16 protein-coding genes and 1 tRNA gene are annotated in these 17587 nt (G+C 66.5%); 12 read left to right on the forward strand and 5 right to left on the reverse strand.

From position 1 onward, the window contains the following. Positions 1-6 precede the first annotated feature (6 nt). The 8 genes from ACUH78_RS00215 (at position 7) to ACUH78_RS00250 (ending at position 8327) form a co-directional block, all read left to right on the forward strand. Positions 7-1287, forward strand: a complete 1281-nt coding sequence (locus ACUH78_RS00215) for a M20 family metallo-hydrolase (protein ID WP_445332566.1) — start codon at positions 7-9, stop codon at positions 1285-1287. 429 nt (positions 1288-1716) lie between these two features. Then, positions 1717-2943: a tyrosine-type recombinase/integrase gene (locus ACUH78_RS00220; RefSeq protein WP_445332565.1), complete on the forward strand. Its 1227-nt coding sequence runs from the start codon at positions 1717-1719 to the stop codon at positions 2941-2943. Between the two features lie 82 nt (positions 2944-3025). Next, positions 3026-3520, forward strand: coding sequence for a helix-turn-helix transcriptional regulator (locus ACUH78_RS00225; RefSeq protein WP_445332564.1), 495 nt, complete (start codon positions 3026-3028; stop codon positions 3518-3520). A 9-nt stretch (positions 3521-3529) separates the two neighbouring features. Continuing rightward, positions 3530-3880, forward strand: a complete 351-nt coding sequence (locus ACUH78_RS00230) for a hypothetical protein (RefSeq protein ID WP_445332563.1) — start codon at positions 3530-3532, stop codon at positions 3878-3880. Then, positions 3880-6444 carry a DUF3987 domain-containing protein gene (locus ACUH78_RS00235; RefSeq protein WP_445332562.1) on the forward strand — a complete coding sequence of 855 codons (2565 nt, stop codon included), beginning with the start codon at positions 3880-3882 and terminating at the stop codon, positions 6442-6444. Before ACUH78_RS00230 ends, ACUH78_RS00235 begins: the two co-directional genes overlap by 1 nt. Continuing rightward, positions 6441-7187 carry a hypothetical protein gene (locus tag ACUH78_RS00240; RefSeq protein WP_445332561.1) on the forward strand — a complete coding sequence of 249 codons (747 nt, stop codon included), beginning with the start codon at positions 6441-6443 and terminating at the stop codon, positions 7185-7187. The genes ACUH78_RS00235 and ACUH78_RS00240 overlap by 4 nt, the downstream gene beginning before the upstream one ends. Positions 7188-7354: 167 nt before the next feature. Beyond that, positions 7355-7927 carry a hypothetical protein gene (locus ACUH78_RS00245; RefSeq protein ID WP_445332560.1) on the forward strand — a complete coding sequence of 191 codons (573 nt, stop codon included), beginning with the start codon at positions 7355-7357 and terminating at the stop codon, positions 7925-7927. Between the two features lie 184 nt (positions 7928-8111). Continuing rightward, entirely contained in the window at positions 8112-8327 is a 216-nt protein-coding gene (locus ACUH78_RS00250) for a RepB family protein (protein WP_445332559.1), read from the forward strand. Positions 8328-8653: 326 nt separating this feature from the next. Here the strand turns inward: ACUH78_RS00250 and ACUH78_RS00255 are convergent. The 5 genes from ACUH78_RS00255 to ACUH78_RS00275 form a co-directional block, all read right to left on the reverse strand. Next, positions 8654-8744, reverse strand: a tRNA-Ser gene (locus ACUH78_RS00255). Between the two features lie 157 nt (positions 8745-8901). Further along, entirely contained in the window at positions 8902-9288 is a 387-nt protein-coding gene (locus tag ACUH78_RS00260) for an Hpt domain-containing protein (RefSeq protein WP_418363137.1), read from the reverse strand. Between the two features lie 23 nt (positions 9289-9311). After that, positions 9312-9695, reverse strand: a complete 384-nt coding sequence (locus ACUH78_RS00265) for a response regulator (protein WP_418363136.1) — start codon at positions 9693-9695, stop codon at positions 9312-9314. Further along, the gene (locus tag ACUH78_RS00270; RefSeq protein WP_445332558.1) at positions 9692-12265 is read right to left on the reverse strand and encodes a sensor histidine kinase; all 2574 of its coding nucleotides are present in this window, start codon (positions 12263-12265) and stop codon (positions 9692-9694) included. The genes ACUH78_RS00265 and ACUH78_RS00270 overlap by 4 nt, the downstream gene beginning before the upstream one ends. A gap of 32 nt (positions 12266-12297) precedes the next feature. Next, positions 12298-12912 carry a response regulator gene (locus tag ACUH78_RS00275; protein WP_418363134.1) on the reverse strand — a complete coding sequence of 205 codons (615 nt, stop codon included), beginning with the start codon at positions 12910-12912 and terminating at the stop codon, positions 12298-12300. A gap of 216 nt (positions 12913-13128) precedes the next feature. Between ACUH78_RS00275 and ACUH78_RS00280 the strand changes: the two genes are divergently transcribed. From ACUH78_RS00280 to ACUH78_RS00295, 4 genes are read left to right on the forward strand one after another with little or no spacing between them, the layout of a single operon-like run. Beyond that, positions 13129-13515 (forward strand): DUF2237 family protein, encoded by a 387-nt coding sequence (locus tag ACUH78_RS00280; RefSeq protein WP_435751208.1) that lies wholly within the window; start codon positions 13129-13131, stop codon positions 13513-13515. 17 nt (positions 13516-13532) lie between these two features. Further along, positions 13533-14957 (forward strand): AAA family ATPase, encoded by a 1425-nt coding sequence (locus ACUH78_RS00285; RefSeq protein ID WP_445332590.1) that lies wholly within the window; start codon positions 13533-13535, stop codon positions 14955-14957. A gap of 7 nt (positions 14958-14964) precedes the next feature. Next, complete coding sequence (locus tag ACUH78_RS00290; RefSeq protein ID WP_445332557.1) at positions 14965-16578, forward strand: VWA domain-containing protein; 1614 nt, start codon at positions 14965-14967, stop codon at positions 16576-16578. After that, entirely contained in the window at positions 16575-17492 is a 918-nt protein-coding gene (locus tag ACUH78_RS00295) for a Rossmann-like domain-containing protein (RefSeq protein WP_445332556.1), read from the forward strand. Before ACUH78_RS00290 ends, ACUH78_RS00295 begins: the two co-directional genes overlap by 4 nt. Positions 17493-17587 lie beyond the last annotated feature (95 nt).

A 17587-nucleotide genomic window follows, 5' to 3' on the forward strand; every position in this document is an offset into this window, starting at 1 on the left:
GGTGCGATGAGCGCGACGAAACCTCTCCGTGGGCTGAGTGAAGATGCAAGACAGGCAATGGCGCACGTGGATGGCAGGCGCCTGATCGGCATGCTGCGCGTACTGGCCACCTTTGGTGGTCGCGAGGATGGGGGGGTCGCGCGCGAGGCGCTGTCCGCCACCGAGCGCGAGGCCCGGCGCTGGCTCGTCGAGCAGGTAACAGGCCCCCGATACTCCTGGCACGTCGACGCAGCCGCAAACCTCTTTCTGCGCCGGGCGGGCATGGATGACAGCCTGCCACCTGTCATGACAGGTAGCCACATTGACACGCAACCCGTTGGAGGCTGGCTGGACGGGGCCTATGGGGTCATCGCGGGGCTCGAAGCCTTGTTGGCGCTCGATTCGGCGGGAATCCAGACGCAGCATCCAATCGAGTTGGCCGTCTGGACCAATGAGGAGGGCTCACGCTTCAGTCCTGGCGCGATGGGCTCGAGCGCATTTGTCGAGCCGGCGTCTCTGGCGGCTTTCCTGGATAGCGCCGATGTCGACGGGGTCCGCTTCGGGTCGGAGCGTGATGCTACCTCCGCCGCGTTACCTGAGGCCGGTGAGGTGCCGCTCGCTCGTCCGCTGAAGGCCTATGTGGAGGCGCACATCGAGCAGGGCCCGATTCTGGAAGCTTCTGGTCTCAAGTTGGGCGTCGTCACCGGGATCCAAGGCGTGCGTTGGTTCGAGATCACCGTGCGCGGGAGCAGTGCGCATGCAGGGACGGCACCGCTAGACAGTCGTCGTGACGCCTTGATGACCGCAGCAACGACGGTCGCTCGTATCGGTGAAATGGCTGCTTCGCTCGAGGACCCTGCGCTGCGCTTGACAGTGGGGCGCTTCGATGTGGCTCAAGGGGCCATCAACACGGTTGCTGAGCGCGCAACGTTCACCATCGATTTGCGCCATCCGGACGAAACGACATTGAGTGAATGCGGAAGCCGTATTCGGGAGATCGTGAGCCAAGGCGCCGGCAGTTGCGTCGCCGAAGTACGGTGTCTTATGCAGCGTGCGCCGACGGTATTTGCCAATGAAGTTGTGTCGATCGTCGAGGCAGCCGTTGTCGCCTCGGGTGAACCGTACTGTCGAATCGTTTCGGGCGCCTTCCATGATGCAATGCACCTGGCCGACCATTGTCCGTCTGCAATGCTGTTCGTACCCAGCCACGGGGGCATCAGTCATAACGCCGCTGAAGATACGGACGAGGCCGACCTGATCGAGGGCGCTCGCGTCCTGGCGGGTGTTCTGGTGGAGCTTTCGCGCTGACGGGGGCTTGTGTTCGCTGCTAGGATGGAGCTCGATGACGAGGGCGGACGGTGCGGCGACCTGCGCGCAGCCGCCGACCGCGTCTCAGGCATATCCAGCCCGCCGTTGCGGTGGAGCGTCTCTGCCGTCACGTCCGACCGCACAACGTCTCGACCGTGCCACTTAAAGAGCCACGACCCGCGCGAAGTGCAGCTGCAGTGATGGCTTGGAAAGCAAAAACGCGCCGAAAGGCGCGTTTTTGCTGGTGTTCTGGCGGACAGGGCGTCCGCCAACATGAGATAACGCAACTCAGAATGAGACACCTATAACAGCATGCAAGCAACTGAATAAAGGCGAAAAAGCGCCTTTCGCTTGTCTCTCACTGTCTCACTATGTATCTTCCTAATGCATAGCCGAGTGGTAACTCGGGTGGTGACTCGGAGGACGGACATGGCACTGACGACGAAGCAGGTAGACAAGCTGGTTCGTGACGCTCAACCAGGGGCGACCGCAGACACCGATGGGCTGTATCTCAAGGTTGGGCCGACTGGGGCCGCATCTTGGCAGTTCCGGTATCAGATCGGCGGCAAGCGTCGGATGATGGGCCTGGGCGCGTGTTCCGTGCTGACGCTCGCAGAGGCCAGAGACAAGGCCGCAGAGGCGCGCAAGCTGGCAAAGCAAGGCATCGACCCGCTCGAAGCACGCAAGGCCGCAGAGGTCGCAGAAAAGGCCGCTGTGACCACGTTCAAGACTGCGGCGCTCGACTACATCGAGTCGCACCGTGCGGGATGGCGCAACGCCAAGCACGGGCAGCAATGGGAGAACACGCTCGCTCAGTACGTCTATCAGAAGTTTGGTGACAAGCCGGTGGGCGAAGTCTCGACCGAGGACGTTCTCGGGGCGCTCAAGCCGATATGGTCGGGCAAGCCGGAGACGGCAAACCGCGTGCGCAACAGGATCGAGCTTGTTCTCGACGCGGCGCGGGCAAAAGGTCTGGCGACCGGCATCAACCCAGCCGCATGGCGCGGGCACTTGGACAAGCTGCTACCCAAACGCAGCAAGGCCAGCCGAGAACATCACGCGGCGATGGACTACCGCGACCTGCCAGCCTTCTACAAGCGGCTGACGACCGAGCGCGTTTCGCTGTCGGCGGCGGCGCTGCAACTGACGATCCTGACTGCCTGTCGCACGTCGGAGGTGCTGCTCGCTGAATGGTCCGAGTTCGACCTAGACAGCAGGCTGTGGACCATCCCTGGCGAGCGCATGAAGGCCGCTGTGGCGCATCGAGTCCCGCTGTCGGATGCGGCAATGGATCTGCTCGACACCATCATCCGCATGGGCAAGGGCGAGGGCGAGGGCTATCTGTTCCCGGGCGCGAAGGCCGGAAAGCCACTTTCCAACATGGCAATGACGATGGTGCTGCGCAAACTCGGGCATGGCGATCTGACGGTCCACGGATTCAGATCGACGTTCCGGGATTGGTGCGCCGAGGAAACGCACTACCCGAACATCGTTGCAGAGCAAGCCCTCGCGCATACGGTCGGCAACGCGGTGGAAGCCGCTTATCGGCGTGGCGATCTACTCGACAAGCGGCGGGCGCTGATGGCCGATTGGGCGACCTACTGCTCGACGACGGCGGCATCAAACGTCATCCCGATTGGGACCAAAGCCGCGTGACCATTTTGCAGCGGTGCGTGAGATCGTTTATAACGTCGTCGCGTTGGAATGAGACGGCGCATTTTTTTAGAAGGCGAGCATCGTGAAAATATTTGTCTTGGATCACCGCTCAAGCTACCTGTGCATGATCGGACGGATGGTTGAGGACTGGAACGACGGCACCAAGCGGGCGGAACGGCAGAAGGCACTTCGCCAAAGTGGACTGGCCATCGTCAACGAGTCGAACCTGACTGGCGGCGAAAATGTCGGCGGTGCTGGTGCTGCACCTGCTGCGCAGGAGGTCGCTGGCGACGACGACGACGACGGCGATGGTGACGGCGACCCCGACCCAGACCGACGCCGACCCGGACGACCCTGCAATACCCGCAACACCCTTCCTTCTACGGTCGAAAACTTCGACCGACTGCCTGATTCCGCGTGCATTGACATTGCCGCGTTGAAAGCGATCACCGGAAAGAGCCGCGCAACGCTCTACCGCTGGATCGACAAGGGCATTCTCCCCAAGCCTCGAAAACTCGGCCTGACATCGAACAACGTGTGGGCTGCTGGCGATATCCGCCGCGCCCTGTCGGCGTGAGGTACAGCCATGACGACAGATCAACATCGCCTTCCTGGCGAGGGCGCTGCACAGCCTGAAAAAGACAACGCCACGGCGGGCAACCGTGGCGTCGGGGCGGCAAAGCAGGCAACAGACGCCGCAGATTCTATACGTGAAACATCGCGTGAAACAGAGCGCGAGCGTGGCCTGTTCCTGCCGTTGCTGTGGGCCGAACTCGCGCGTGAGGTAAAGCCTGCAAAGTTCCGTGGCAAGGGCAAACGCCAAGCGCGTGCTGCTGCGATCAACGCCAAGCGCAACCAGGGCGCTGTCGATCCCGAACTGGTGGGACTGCTGGCGCTGGCTGCGGTGGCGGGCGCGATGCTGATGGGGGTGGTGTGATGACATACGACACCATCACCGACACCGACCGCATCAACAGCGCACTGACCTACGTCGACGCGACCGACCGTGATCTGTGGCTGCGCATGGGCATGGCGATCAAGTCCGAACTCGGTGAACACGGCTTCGACACCTGGGATGCCTGGGGGCAGACCGCCGACAACTACAGCGCGACTGACTCCAAAACCGTGTGGCGCAGCATCCGGCCTGACGGCAAGGTGGGCATCGGTTCCCTGTTCCACGAGGCCAAGCAACGCGGCTGGCAGGATGACGGCAGGCGGCACACCCTCACCCCTGCCGAGATCGCGGAGCGCCAGCGTGCGGCGGTTGAACGTGCTGCTGCCGATGCCGACGAGATCGAGCGCGAGCGTGCCGAGACTGCTGCGAAGGCGGCGGCGATCCTCAAGGCCGCGACGGCAGCAACGGGCGAGAACCCCTACCTCACCCGCAAGAAGGTTTCCCCGACGGCGACCCTACGCGAGATCGACGCGGGCACTGCGGCGGCGATCCTGGGCTACACGCCGAAGTCGGGCGGCGAGCCGCTGGAAGGCCGCTTGCTTGTGGTTCCAGTCAAGCAAGGTGATGCGCTCTCGACCGTGGAACTGATCGACGGCAAGGGCCGCAAGACCGCGCTTGCCGGGCGCGGCAGCAAGGCCGGAGGCCATTGGGCAACGCGGCGACCGCCCGACGACGCCGATGTGCTGCTCATCGGTGAAGGCGTGGCGACCGTGCTATCAGCATCCGAGGCGACCGGGCATGTCGGCATTGCGGCGCTGTCGTCGGGCAACCTGATGGCGGTGGCGCGTGCCATGCGTGACCGCTACCAGGGCGCGGAGCTGGTGCTGCTGGCCGACTTGGTGAAGTCGTCGGGCCTGCCTGATCCCCATGCGGTAGAGGCGGCGCGTGCCGTCGACGGCAAGCTGGCGATTCCAGACTTCGGGCCGCAGCGCGACCCGGGCGACAAGGACATGAATGACTTGTTCGTGAGGTGCGGCGCAGAGGCGGTGCAGAAGTCCATCGCCAGCGCCAGCGCACCGTCGGCGCAGCAGGCGGAGCCGGATGCTGACGCCTGGGGCGAGCCGCTGCCGGTGCCGACGATGCTGCTGCCGGTGGAGCCATTCGACACTGAACTCCTGCCTGCTGCGCTGCGCGCCTGGGTGGCGGACATTGCCGACCGGATGCAGTGTCCGCCTGACTTCCCTGCTGTGGGCGCGATGGTGGCGCTTTCATCCGTCATCGGCAGGAAGGCGAGCATCGCGCCGAAGCGGCACGACGACTGGCGGGTGATTCCGAACTTGTGGGGCGTGGCAGTGGGCAGGCCGGGTGTAATGAAGTCGCCTGCGCTGTCCGAGGTGCTGAAGCCTCTCGACCGACTGGAGATGCTGGCAAACGATCTGCACCAGGAGGCGATGCGCGACTTCGAGATCAGCGCAAAGCTGCGGGCGATGACGGAGAAGAAGGTCGCGGGTGAAGCTGAGAAGGCGGTCAAGAAGGGCGACATCGAGAAAGCCCGGCACCTGATGATGGAGGCCGCAGACGCGAGTGACGACGATCCGCCTGAGCCGCGCCGGTACAAGGTGACGGACGCATCGGTGGAAGCCCTGGGCGAAATCCTGATGAGCAACCCCTGGGGCGTGCTTGCCTACCGCGACGAGTTGAACGGGCTGCTGCGCGCTCTCGACAAGGAAGGTCAGGAGGGCGCGAGAGCCTTCTACTTGCAAGGCTACGACGGAAACCAAGGCTACACCTTCGACCGCATCGGGCGCGGCATGAACCGGCGCATTCCTGCCGTGTGCATCGCGCTCCTGGGCGGCATCCAGCCGGGCAAGCTGCAAGCCTACATCCACGATGCGGTGAGCGGCGGCGCGGGCGACGATGGCCTCCTGCAACGCTTTGGCCTGATGGTGTGGCCTGACGTGGGCGGGCAGTGGAAGAACGTCGACCGATTCCCCGACACCCCTGCTCGACGTGCTGCCTTCGAGACGTTCCAGCGGCTCGATGCGATGCCTCCCGGCACCGACCCTGAAACCGGCGAGCCTGGGCCTGCCGTCTACCGTTTCACGCCTGAGGCGCAAGCAGAGTTCGATGCGTGGCGGCACGACTTCGAGACGGCGCTCCGATCCGGCGAGCATCACCCGGCGATGGAGTCGCACCTGTCCAAATACCGCAAGCTGGTCCCTGCGCTGGCGCTGGTGTGTGCGCTGGCCGACGGCGAAGAAGCGGTGAGCCGCAATTCCCTTCTGCGGGCGCTGGCCTGGGCAGAGTATCTGCAAAGCCATGCGGCACGAGCTTACGGGGCGGGCACCGGGCCGCAGACCGACGCGGCACTGGCGCTGCTCGACAAGATCAAGGGCGGTGCTGTGCGGGATGGTTTCGCGGTGCGCGACGTGTATGTGAAGGGGTGGGCGTACCTGAACACCCCCGAGTCCGTGAAGCAGGCGGCGGCGATGCTCTGCGACCTGGGGCACCTGCGGCGCTTCGACGTGAAGCCGGGATCGAGCGGCGGCAGGCCGACGGCGACCTATCGCATCAACCCGGCGAGTCTGCCGAAGGGGGCGCGATGAACCGCTACCTCGACCTGCTCAAGAGGGCTGACCAGGGCGGCGCTGGTGGGGGTGCGTGTGTGCAAGAGCGCCAGATGACGAACCATCAAAACCTACAAAACCCGGTTGAAGGGGGTTTTGATGGTTTTGTCGGTAGGTCAGATGGCACCCGCGCACATTCACGTCCTGCCGCGAGCGAGACGCCGACCGACACCGCGCCACCGATCCGGGCAACCCGCTGGCTGCTGCACTACGCCGACCGAGAGCCGATGGAGGTGTGGTTCGCGCCTGCTGTAGATCACGCTGAAGTCCTGGCGGCACACCCGGCTGCACTGGCGGCGGAGCCTATCCCCGAGCGCGATATCACGCGCACGGCCAATGCGCGGGAGCACGCTGAACTGCTGGCGCTGATATCGGCCATTTACGCGGGCGACACCGACGCGGATAGGGCTGAGGCTCTCGACGCGGCGCTGGCCGATCCTGAAGGCGCGCTGACGTGCTACCGGGCTATTGCTGCCGAGCGCGGCATCACGGCGGCGGCGATGCGCGAGGTGCGCACACCAGTACGCAACGAAGTACGCACGGAAACGACGCCGACCGGCTGCAAGACCTGCCGACACCGCAAGAGGCCGGGCCTGTCGGCGGGCTACTGCGGCGGCGGGCGTGACGATCTTGCTGGGGCGTATGGGCTGCATCACCCGCTGCGCAAGCTGCCTGCCGACCAGGGTGAGAGCTGCGCCAGCTACCTGCCGCATGAGGGCTGACACGATGCGGGAAAACGTACATCGTGAAAACCGGCTGCATCCCAATACTGGCGCGGGATACGGGCAGTTCGGAGCGGTTTCCACCGCTTCAATTTGCCTATTGATTTCGGTAAATCTGCGGGGGCATCATGGGCGGAAGTGGTAGCGGGCGGCGCGGTGGGCGTGATGTGACTGCGCACTATCGGAGGCTCGACGTGCGCGAGTTGCATCGTGCTGGCGTGCTGGTGCCTGGGTGGCGTGGCGGCTGGAACTGGTATCGCAACGGGCAAAAGCGGGCGAGCGTAAATATCGAGGCGGGCGAGGCGTCTATCCAGTTGTGCTACCGTGCGACCGACCGGGGCGAATGGAAGGACTACGACTACACGGTGCGGCTCAGTCGCAGCAGTTGCCACTATGGCGGCGAACGTCCGTGGTTCCTGTGTCCGTGCTGTGGTCGGCGCGTGGCGATCCTGTACGGCGGCGCAGTGTTTGCCTGTCGGCGCTGCTACCGGCTGGCCTACGAGGTGCAGCGTGAGGGCGACGCCGACCGTCTTGCCAGACGTGCGGACGCGATCCGGGATCGGCTGAAGTGGGAGGCCGGCATCCTCAACCCGGACGGATGGAAGCCGAAAGGGATGCACTGGCGCACCTTCTGGCGACTGAAGGACGAGCATGACCGGCTGAAGGGCGGCGTGCTGGGCGCGTGGGCGCAGCAACTCGGGATTGTGGAGTCTCGACTCGGGCGGCTGGAGCGGCGCTGACGCGCAACGCAACGCGAACGCAACGCCGACGACCGCGACCCCGCCAGCAACCAGACCCGCCCGCGTGGCGGGTTTGTCGTCTCTGGCGGTAGTGATCTGCGGCGGCGCGCTCGATGTGGGCGGGCGTGGCGGTTACGGTGTAACCATTCTATGATCCGGTTACACTGTAACCGACGAGGGCATCATGGGAATCGGCAACGCCGACAAACAACGCCGCTACCGAGAGCGCGCACTGAAAGACCCGGACGGGCTGCTGCTCACGCGGCTTCAAGTCATGTTGTCCCCGACCGCCGACGCAACGCTCAAACGCATCTGCGAGCGCACCGGCCAGACCAAGCGCCAAGTGATCGAGGCGGCGATTCTGCACTTCGATGGTTACGCTGTAACCGACGCGGGGTGATCCTCGACCTGCACCAGCAACGAGAACCGGCCATGTGCCGGTTTTTTCATTCGGCCATGGTCTGCATCACCATCGGCTGCTGCGCGGCACCTGGGGCGATCTGGCGGGCGTGGGCAGGTTCTCCCTGGCAATCTCCCGGAGCGGGTAATCCGGGCCGCGAACGTCGGCAGGTTTCGGTGGCCTGGGGGTGGTGCGGTGGCGATGATCTGCGCCAGCAAGAGGCGGTGACTCAGGGCTACCCGCTGCCGAGTGGTAACTCGAATGGTGACTCGCAAAAAACGAAAAACCCGCAAAGCCAATGGCCATACGGGTTTCGGTGTGTTCGGTGGCGGACAGGGCGGGATTCGAACCCGCGTTGGGATATTATCCCAAACACGCTTTCCAGGCGTGCGACTTAAACCACTCATCCACCTGTCCGTGACGAGCCCGAGAGTATAGCGGCAAGGTGGCGCTCAGGGAAGGGTTTTCCACTCAAATGCGCGCCCGCCAATTGCTTTCAGGCGGCCTTGGGGGGCGTCAAGCAACTCGCAGCCGTGCGGGTAACGGTGGCGTGGGTAGTGCGCGCCGTTGGGTGTCAGCGCTGCTGCGACGAGAGGAGCTGGTCGACCTCGGCGTGAAGGGACTCGAGTTCGGTGAGGAGCGCGGAGAGATGCGCGTGGACTTGCGGGGCGTCCGGCACGTCGTCGGCTTGTTTGCAGGTAGCCTCGAGCGTACGCGTGAGCGCCACGGCGGTGTCGGCGTGAAGTTGCATGAGGGCGCCGCGCAGGGTGTGGGCGTGGCGGGCCAGCTTGGCAATGTCTTGGGCTGCAGCGGCCTCCAGCAGACGCTCGCGCATTTCGGTCAGCCAGGGCGATACGGTCTGCAGCACAGCGTCGAGGGCGGACTGGCTGCCGAACAGGTCTTCGCGCAGTGCTTCGGGTGAGAAGTGGCAGGGCGGGATGGTGGGCTGTGGGGATTGCATCGGGGTGGCCTTCGGCGGGGAGATCATGATGTGCGCGGCACCGGGCTTGCGGCAGTGCCGATGGTTTCGACCACCGAGGACGGCGTGATAGGTTTCGTGAGGACCGCGTCGAAACCGCAGGCGATATACCGCCTGTGGTCCTCGTCGTGTGCATGAGCGGTGTAGGCGACGAGGCGGATGGCGTCGAGCGCAGGGTTTGCGCGGATACGGCGGCAGGCTTCCTCTCCGCTCATGCCGGGCATCGAGATGTCGAGCAGGATGACGAAGGGCTGCTGTGCGTCCAGGCGTTCGAGCATGGGCAGGGCGCTTGCGAAGGACTCCACCGCCCACCCGGTGCGCTGCAGCAGCACGGCTGCGATGTTGAGGTTGACGGGGCTGTCGTCGACGACGAATGCGAGCGTGTTCATGTGTTTTCCTCCGGGAGGTGCGGGGGAGGCTGGCAGGGCAGGTACAGGTCGAAGCGTGCTCCGTGCCCCGGGGTGCTGATGGCGTGGATCTCGCCGCCCATCATCATTGCCAGGCGACGCGACAGGGTGAGCCCCAGCCCGGTGCCGCCGTGGGTCCGATTGAGAAAGGGGCGCGCCTGATAGAAGGGGTCGAAGATCCGCTCCAGCTCTTCCGCAGTGATGCCGATGCCGGTGTCGGAGACAGTGAGCCGCACGGCCTCGGGGCCCGGTGCCAGCGTGATCTCGACGCCGCCTTCGAGCGTGAACTTGATCGCATTGGAAACGAGGTTCTCCACGATCTGGCGGACGCGCACCGGATCGGCGGTGATGTGGCAGGGCGCCTCGGGCAACCGGGTGGTGAGGCTGATTCGTTTGGCCTCGGCGCTGACCTGATGCAGTGCCGCAACCGATCTGAGCAGAGCACAGAGGTCGAAGGTCTCGGGGTGGATGCGCATGCGGTTGGCTTCGACCTTGGCGAGGTCGAGCACGTCGTTGAGCACGGCCAGCAGGTGGCGGCTGCTGTGCCCGATGGTGTCGGCGAAATGACGGTGCTCCGGGCTTTCGAGTTCGGCCGCCAGCAGGTCTGCGAAGCCGATGATGCCGTTGAGCGGGGTGCGCAGTTCGTGCGACATGTTGGCGAGGAACTCGCTCTTCATTCGGTTCGATTGCTCCGCACTCACGCGTGCGTGGTCCATGTCGAGGATCGAGGTGCGCACGGTGTCGGCCATGCGATTGAAGGAGCGCGCGAGTTCCGCGAGCTCGTCGCGGCCATGCGGGGTGAGACGGTGGTCGAGCTCGCCCTTCTCGAAACGATGGATGCCGTCGACGACGTCGGTGATGCGCCGCGAGAGCAGGTTCGCCATCCAGATCGCGATCAGGATCACGGCGACGGCCATGATCAGGGTGGAGACGGCGAGCCCTGCCGAGGTCTGGCGCAGGGTGCGGCGGATGTCCGAGACGAGTTTGTCGCGCGCCTGACGGGTCTGCAGGTCTGCGGCGTCGATCATCTGGCCGATGCGGCGCCCGGATTCGGTGGCGGCGCGGTGGAACTCGTCGATGTTCGCCCCGATCGTCACATAGCCGAAACCGCGCTCCGAGCGAGCGTAGGGGCCGGTGTGGTAGGGGATGGCCGCGACCGTGGTGAGTTTGCGCAGGCCGCTGAACTCGATGACGAAGGAGCCCGAACCGCCGTGCTCGGTCATGTCGTGCCAGCCCAGGCATTGAGGGGAAAAGCTCAGGTAACGACAGTCCAGGCCCACCTGTCCGGAGGCGGTCGATTCAGGATGGGGTTCGCGGCTTAGGCGCTGGTCGCGATAGGCCGGGACGGTTGCCGCGAAATGCGTCCACTCCAGCCCGCTCGCCTGCCAGGCATTGAAGAGCTCTGTGTCCAGCCAAGGCACGGCGCGCTGGCCGGTGGCGGGGTCGAAGCCGTGGATGAAGTAGTCTCGCGCGTGCGAGATGTTGTGCCCTTCGTCATCCCACATGAAGGCGTAGTTGCCCGAGGCCGGATCGGCGATCGGTGCGTGGCGCTCGGGGGTGGGGCGCAGGGTGTCGGTGAAGGCCATGATGTGGGCGTGGTCGAGCGCAAGCGTCACATAGCCCGTGATCTGTCCATCGCGCACGACCGGTGTGGCCCAGCGAACCAGACCACGGAAGCGGACGCCCACCGGATTCTCCAGGCCGGCGTAACCCGATGCCTCGGGCGCGAAGGGCTTACCTTGCCTTCGTGCCTCGTGCAGGGTGTACTCACCAATCCAGTGTGTATGCACCTGGGCGCCGATGACGCGGGACACGTGGATCTCGCCGGGGGCGAGCTTTTGCAGCGCGGGCCAGTAGGTTTCGGCGCGCACGAAAGTGTGCGCGGGATCGCGGATGTCGTGTAGCGCCGGGTCAAGCAGGCCGAGGGCGCGGTCACTGTGCACCTTGATGCGCTCGTGGCCATCCAGATCGATGAAACTCATCTCCAGGAAGAGCGGGCGTAAGGTCTGGTGGGTGCGCGGATCCGGCGTGCGGTAGTGGAAGCTGCCCGCGTTGTCGGGGAGCGGGGCGCGGACCAGCGCCGGCCTGTGCGGTGCGGGATCGGCTTCGGCCCAGCGCGTGCCGTCGACGTCCAGCGCGTACGGCGCGTGCTCCTCGAGCAAGCGCAGGTGGGTATCCAGGAAGCGACGGTAGGCGTCCGCTGCGGGTGGGATCCGGGCTGCGCGCAGGATGTCCTGGTCACGGTCGTACAGGAAGCGCGCGACTTCGCGTGCCACATCGGTGGTGAGCGCTTCGATCGCTTCGCGAGCGCGGTCATCGAGCGCCTCGATGGCGTCACCAATCGCCGTGGCGCCGGTGCGCCGTTGTGTGTCCAGCATGACGTCGGCCATGCTCACCGCGCGCAGGGTGACGAGCCTGCCCAGATCGGTGGCCGCCTGCCAGGCGAAGAGCGCGAGCAGCAGCAAGGGCAGCACCTTGATCGCAATGAAGATCGCGATCAGCCTGGCCCGCAGGCTCATCTCGGCGAAGTGCGGCAGCGAAGAGGCGGGCATCGGCGCGCCCGGCGCGGTGGTGGGCGGAACGCTCAGGCTTGCTTGCGGCTACGCAGGCATTGGGCGATGAGGGCCTGGATGTAGCCGCGCAGCTCGTGGAAGGGGATCGGTTTGCGATACACCGTCACATCGTCGGGAAGGCCGCCTTCCACCTCGATCTCCTTTTCCGAGAGCGCCGAAACGACGACGATCGCGACCTCGCTCGCGAGCGGATTGTCGCGCAGGCGGCGGATCATCTCGAAGCCGTCGATGCCCGGAATGCGCAGATCGGCGATCAGCAGGTCGGGTGGCTCGCGCCCGACCTCGACCAAGGCATCCAGCCCGTGCTCCATGTAGCGGACGTCCATCGGCAGGCTCCAGGTGGAGAAGTTCTGCCGGTAGACGTTCTGCAGCAGTCGATCGTCCTCCACCACCAGCACGCGCAGGCGGCCACCGCTGCGGCGCTGGGTGACGCCGGGGCCGCGCGCGCGCGCAAGCAGGGCATCCACGGAATCCTGGCGTATGCGGCGGTGTCCACCCGCGGTCTTCCATCCGGCGAGGGTGCCGCTCTCGACCATCTGCTGGACCGCACCCAGCGAGAGACCCAGCTGTTTTGCGGCTTGAGCAGTGCTGATGAATTCGCGGCCGGTGTCGATGTTGGAAGCCATGGTGAATCTTCGATTCGCAGGAAAAAGCAGAAAATAGCAGAAACAAGGCTTGTCTGCTAAGTGAAAATGAGTTTGATCATGCTCGGCGGCGGTTTACGGAAGCCGGCCGCAGCGCAGACCGGGAGCCTGGCGCGCAGCTAGAATGCAGGAGCGCCGCGCTGTCACAAGGCCGCGCCAGCGCGGCATCCATCGTAAGGAGGAGAATAGACCGTGAGCATGCGTTCATCGAGAAATGTGCTGGGCGGGCCCCTGCTGGCATGCAGCTATGCCCCCCTGACGGGCTTCTACCGCACCGGCTGCTGCGAGACGGGACCGGACGACCTCGGCCGTCACATCATCTGCGTGCGCGTGACCGATGCGTTTCTGGACTTCTCGCGCAGCGTGGGTAACGACCTGTCGACGCCGCGCCCGGAGCACCGCTTCGCAGGGCTGAGGGCGGGGGACCGCTGGTGCCTTTGCGCACTGCGCTGGAAGGAGGCGCTCGATGCCGGAGTGGCGCCGCCAGTCGTCCTTGAGGCAACGCACGAGGCGGCCTTGCGCGTGGTCGATCTGGGGACGCTCAAGACGCACGCTTACGGCGCCATGCAGGGGCCGGAGGCGTGAGCGAGGCGCGGTGGACGATGCGGGATGCGCTGGCGCGCCTGCTCGCGGTGCTGGAAACGGGCCTGGTCGAGCGCGGCGAGGCGCTGCGCCTGAGTCTGCTGGCCGCACTGGCCGGCGAGCACACCCTGCTGATCGGTCCGCCGGGGACGGCCAAGAGCGCGCTTGCGCGGCGCATCCATCTCGCCTTCGCTGGGGCGCAGTACTTCGAGCGCCTCCTCACCCGTTTCACCGTGCCCGAGGAGCTGTTCGGGCCGCTGTCCATCCGCGGGCTGGAGCAGGACCGCTACGAACGCCATACCGCCGGTTTCCTGCCGGAAGCGTCGATCGCCTTCATCGACGAGGTCTTCAAGGCCAACAGCGCGATCCTCAATGCGCTGCTCACGCTGCTCAACGAGCGCGAGTTCGACAATGGTGCGGGGCGCGTGCATTGCCCCCTGATCAGCGTGCTCGGGGCGACCAATTCCGTGCCCGAGGATGAGGTGGCAGAGGCCTTCTTCGACCGCTTTCTGCTCCGCCTCGTGGTGGAGCCGGTGACAGCTGGGGGCTTCGGTGCCTTGCTCGGTGAAGACCGCGTCGGAGAGGACCGGTGGCCAAGTGTGCCGGCGGCCTTGCGGCTTGGCGAGGCCGAGCGTTCGGCCCTGTCGCGTGCGGCGGCTGCAACGCCGCTGTCGTCGGCCGTGCTGGCGCGCCTGGCCGAGTTGCGCGCGTGGCTGGTCGAGCACGGCCGCTACGTGTCCGACCGGCGCTGGGTGAAGATCGCGCACCTGCTGCGCACCGCAGCGGCGAGCGAGGGCCGCGCCCGGGTGGTGGAGTGGGATCTTGCCTTGCTGCCGTCCTGTGTCGCCTTCGACGCGGCGTCGAGGCGCACCGTGGCGGACTGGCTCGCGGCACGCCTGGGTGTGCGGGAGGCGAGCTCGCCGCCACGCGTGGCGCGGGTGGTGGAGGCCTTCGAGGCCCAGCTCAAGGCCGAACGCGAGGCCAATGACCTCGATTACGACGCGTCGGGCCGTTTGCGCTTCTCTGCAACTGCGCACGCGGCCGAACTGGCGGGGGAAATGTCGCGCCAGCTTGCAGAGGAGATCGGTGATGCCAAGGGCGGCGCGGCGGCGCTGCGCATGACCTACGCACGCAAGCGGCGCTATGGCGCGCTGCATGTCGCCGCACGCACCGGCCAGATCGACGCCCTGATCGGGCGTATCGCGCGTTACCGGGCGGAACTGGACGAACGCTGCAGCGAGCTGGAGGCCTGGGCCGCCCAGTCCTTGTGGGTCGATCCGGGCTTCGTGGCGGCTTCGCGCGCCCAGCTTGCCGCTGTCCGAGAGGCGCTGGAGGGGCTGGAGGCGCGTGCGCGAGCGACCCGGCTCGGCTTCGAGTCGCTGCCGCGCCTGGACGCCGATGGCGTGGCGCCGGTGCCGGTCGAACACCTGCCGCTGGCGGAGTAAGGCCCCGATGGCCGACCACCACCGTGCCGATCAGCCGCCCCAAAGTGTGCGGCCGGTGTTGTTCGAATCCCTCGAGGCGCCGCTGGAGGCGCTCGACCGTTTGCCAAGGGGGCTTTGGCTGGGCGGGCTGACGCATGCGGCCGGGGTGCTCGATGACCGTCTGCAGGCAGTCGAGGTCTGGCGGACGGCGCTGCTCCAGGGCGTGCTTCCGGCGCCCGTGCCTGCGTGGCCCGCTTTTCCGCTTGCGCAGGCCGTGTGTGCCAGCTTCGAGCAGCTGCGCCTGGCCGCCTACTGCCGCGGCGATGAAGCGCTCACCGACACCGTACTGCAGGGGTTGCTCTTTCATCTCGACCTGATCGTGGACTACCTCGATCGTGGTGCAAGCGAGGCGGAGGCGCGCGCGATGGCGGTGGCGGCCTTCTCTGCGGACTGGGCCGAGCGCTGCGGCGAGGTGGATGCGCTGATCGGCGCGTTCGGTGAGCTGGGGGACCTGCTCAAGAACACCCGCTGGGATGCGCTGCGCGGCCTGCTGCGCAGCCGCGAATGGCAAGAAGTGGTGCGTATCCGTGCGCTCATCGAGCGCCTGCCCGAGCTTGTGCGCATCCTCCGCGGTCTGGGGCGGGTGCTGCCGACCGACGCGCCCAGCGACGCCCATCACGCACTGGAGGAGGCGCTCGAGCCGGCGCAGGCGCTGTGCGCCACCTCACACAGTGTGCGTGTGCCGGAGATGCCGGGGGCCACGCGCGGTGTGCAGCGCTCCGGGCGCATCGCCCGCATGCTGCCTGCCGAGGCGATGCTGCTCGGCCACCCGCAACTGCGTCTGGTGTGGCACGCGCGTCGCGCCGAGCGCACGCTGCTGGTCTACGAGGACGACGACACCTTGCCGGCGCTGCGTCAGGGACCGACGCCGGTGCAGCGTCCGAGTCCGCGCCCGGCTCCGGCAACGCGGCTGGAGATGGGGCCGATGCTGATCTGCGTAGACACCTCCGGATCCATGCAGGGCGGCGCGGAATCCGTGGCCAAGGCCGTCGTGCTGGAAGCAGTGCGTAGCGCGCATGCCCAGGGGCGTGCGTGCCACATCTTCGCCTTTGGCGGGCCGGGCGAGATCGTGGAGCTGGCCGTGGGGATCGATTATGAGGGCGTGCGCCGGCTCGCGGCCTTCCTTGCCCAAGGCTTCGGCGGCGGCACCGACATCTGCGGCCCGCTCGAGCGAGCCATCGCTCGTATGGAGGACGCAAGCTGGCGCCAGGCCGACCTGCTCATCGCCTCCGATGGCGAGTTCGGCGCCACGCCGATGCTGGCCGAGCGTTTGCACGCCGTGCGCCGCGAACACGGGTTGCGTGTGCAGGGCATCCTGATCGGCGACCGCGAAACCATCGGTCTGCTCGAGCTTGCCGATGAGATCCATTGGGTGCGTGACTGGCGTCGTTACGGCCGCCCCGAGGCTGCCGCGCGAGGCGAAGGCGCCGAGGCGGGCGGTTCGCCGGTACATTCGCAACAGCTGACCGCGCGCTACTTCCCCGGTGCGCTGCGCAGCCCCGAGAACCGCGCGCGCACCGTGAGCCCCCAGGTCGCAGCTGCCGCAGTGCGTGCCGGCCTTCACCGAGGAGATCCCCCATGAGTCTTGCCGCCGACCTCGTTGCCCAGCTCGAACACGCGACCGCCGGCCAGCCGGTGCCGCGGGTGCGTGCCCTGCATCTGCCACCCGCCGAGGCTGCGGCGTCGAAGACCGGCGAGTTCTGCGCGCTCGAGCTGGACGATGGTGCGCTGGGGCTTTCGTACGTGCTGCTCGATCACACCTTGCAGCGGCTGATCCAGTCGGGTGGCGGGGAGGGGCTCGTCGGCATGGGGGCGCTGGAACTGGCGCGGGCGTTTGCGGCGCCGTCGCCGTCTGGCGAGCAGGCGTCCGATGGCGCGGTTGCAGGGGCGTCCGGTTTCCGGGCAGCGGCGCTGCCGGGCCGCGCGCACACGGCGTCGCAGGATCCTGCGCAGGCGCTGCGCCGCACGCTGGGCTTTGCCGCGTGCAATGCGCTGTCGCGTACGGTCATGGACCGCATGGGCTTCGCCCCGCCGCGTGCCACCGACTCCATCGGCGGCATCGCCCCGCAGGCGGGGGATCACGTCGGTATGGTCGGCCTGTTTTCGCCGCTGCTCAAACAGGTGACTGCAGCGGGTGCGCGCCTCACGGTGGTCGAGCTCAACCCGGACTATGCCGGCCAATACGACGGCTACCACGTTACCCTGGATGCGGCCGAACTCCAGGGTTGCAACAAGGTGCTCTCGACCAGCACCATCCTGCTCAACCACACCGTCGATAACATGCTTGCCCAGTGTCGGGGCGCCGAGCGCATCGTCCTCATCGGTCCCAGCGCAGGTTGCCTCCCCGATCCACTCTTCGCGCGCGGGGTCACCCTGATGGGCGGCAGCTGGATCACCGATCGGGCGGGATTCATCGACGCCCTGCGCCGTGGCGACCCCTGGAGCGCCTTCGCCTACAAGTTCGCCCTCACCGCCTCCGACTGGCCCGGCCGCTGAGGCATGCAGGGCATGCGGGTGAGGGGGAGGGCGCGGCGGGGCGCTTTGAGCACGCGCCGCGCAGCCACGGCCCATGTGGGGCGCCTGCGCAAGCG

This window comes from Thauera sp. ZXT1-4, from assembly GCF_052598215.2.

Coding starts and splice junctions, on each gene's coding strand:
- ACUH78_RS00270 (WP_445332558.1), bottom strand. CDS start 12,265: ATGCCCGCCTCTTCGCTGCCGCACTTCGCCGAGATGAGCCTGCGGGCC.
- ACUH78_RS00265 (WP_418363136.1), bottom strand. CDS start 9,695: ATGAACACGCTCGCATTCGTCGTCGACGACAGCCCCGTCAACCTCAAC.
- ACUH78_RS00250 (WP_445332559.1), top strand. CDS start 8,112: ATGGGAATCGGCAACGCCGACAAACAACGCCGCTACCGAGAGCGCGCA.
- ACUH78_RS00220 (WP_445332565.1), top strand. CDS start 1,717: ATGGCACTGACGACGAAGCAGGTAGACAAGCTGGTTCGTGACGCTCAA.
- ACUH78_RS00290 (WP_445332557.1), top strand. CDS start 14,965: ATGGCCGACCACCACCGTGCCGATCAGCCGCCCCAAAGTGTGCGGCCG.
- ACUH78_RS00260 (WP_418363137.1), bottom strand. CDS start 9,288: ATGCAATCCCCACAGCCCACCATCCCGCCCTGCCACTTCTCACCCGAA.
- ACUH78_RS00295 (WP_445332556.1), top strand. CDS start 16,575: ATGAGTCTTGCCGCCGACCTCGTTGCCCAGCTCGAACACGCGACCGCC.
- ACUH78_RS00275 (WP_418363134.1), bottom strand. CDS start 12,912: ATGGCTTCCAACATCGACACCGGCCGCGAATTCATCAGCACTGCTCAA.
- ACUH78_RS00215 (WP_445332566.1), top strand. CDS start 7: ATGAGCGCGACGAAACCTCTCCGTGGGCTGAGTGAAGATGCAAGACAG.
- ACUH78_RS00280 (WP_435751208.1), top strand. CDS start 13,129: ATGCGTTCATCGAGAAATGTGCTGGGCGGGCCCCTGCTGGCATGCAGC.
- ACUH78_RS00285 (WP_445332590.1), top strand. CDS start 13,533: ATGCGGGATGCGCTGGCGCGCCTGCTCGCGGTGCTGGAAACGGGCCTG.
- ACUH78_RS00235 (WP_445332562.1), top strand. CDS start 3,880: ATGACATACGACACCATCACCGACACCGACCGCATCAACAGCGCACTG.
- ACUH78_RS00240 (WP_445332561.1), top strand. CDS start 6,441: ATGAACCGCTACCTCGACCTGCTCAAGAGGGCTGACCAGGGCGGCGCT.
- ACUH78_RS00230 (WP_445332563.1), top strand. CDS start 3,530: ATGACGACAGATCAACATCGCCTTCCTGGCGAGGGCGCTGCACAGCCT.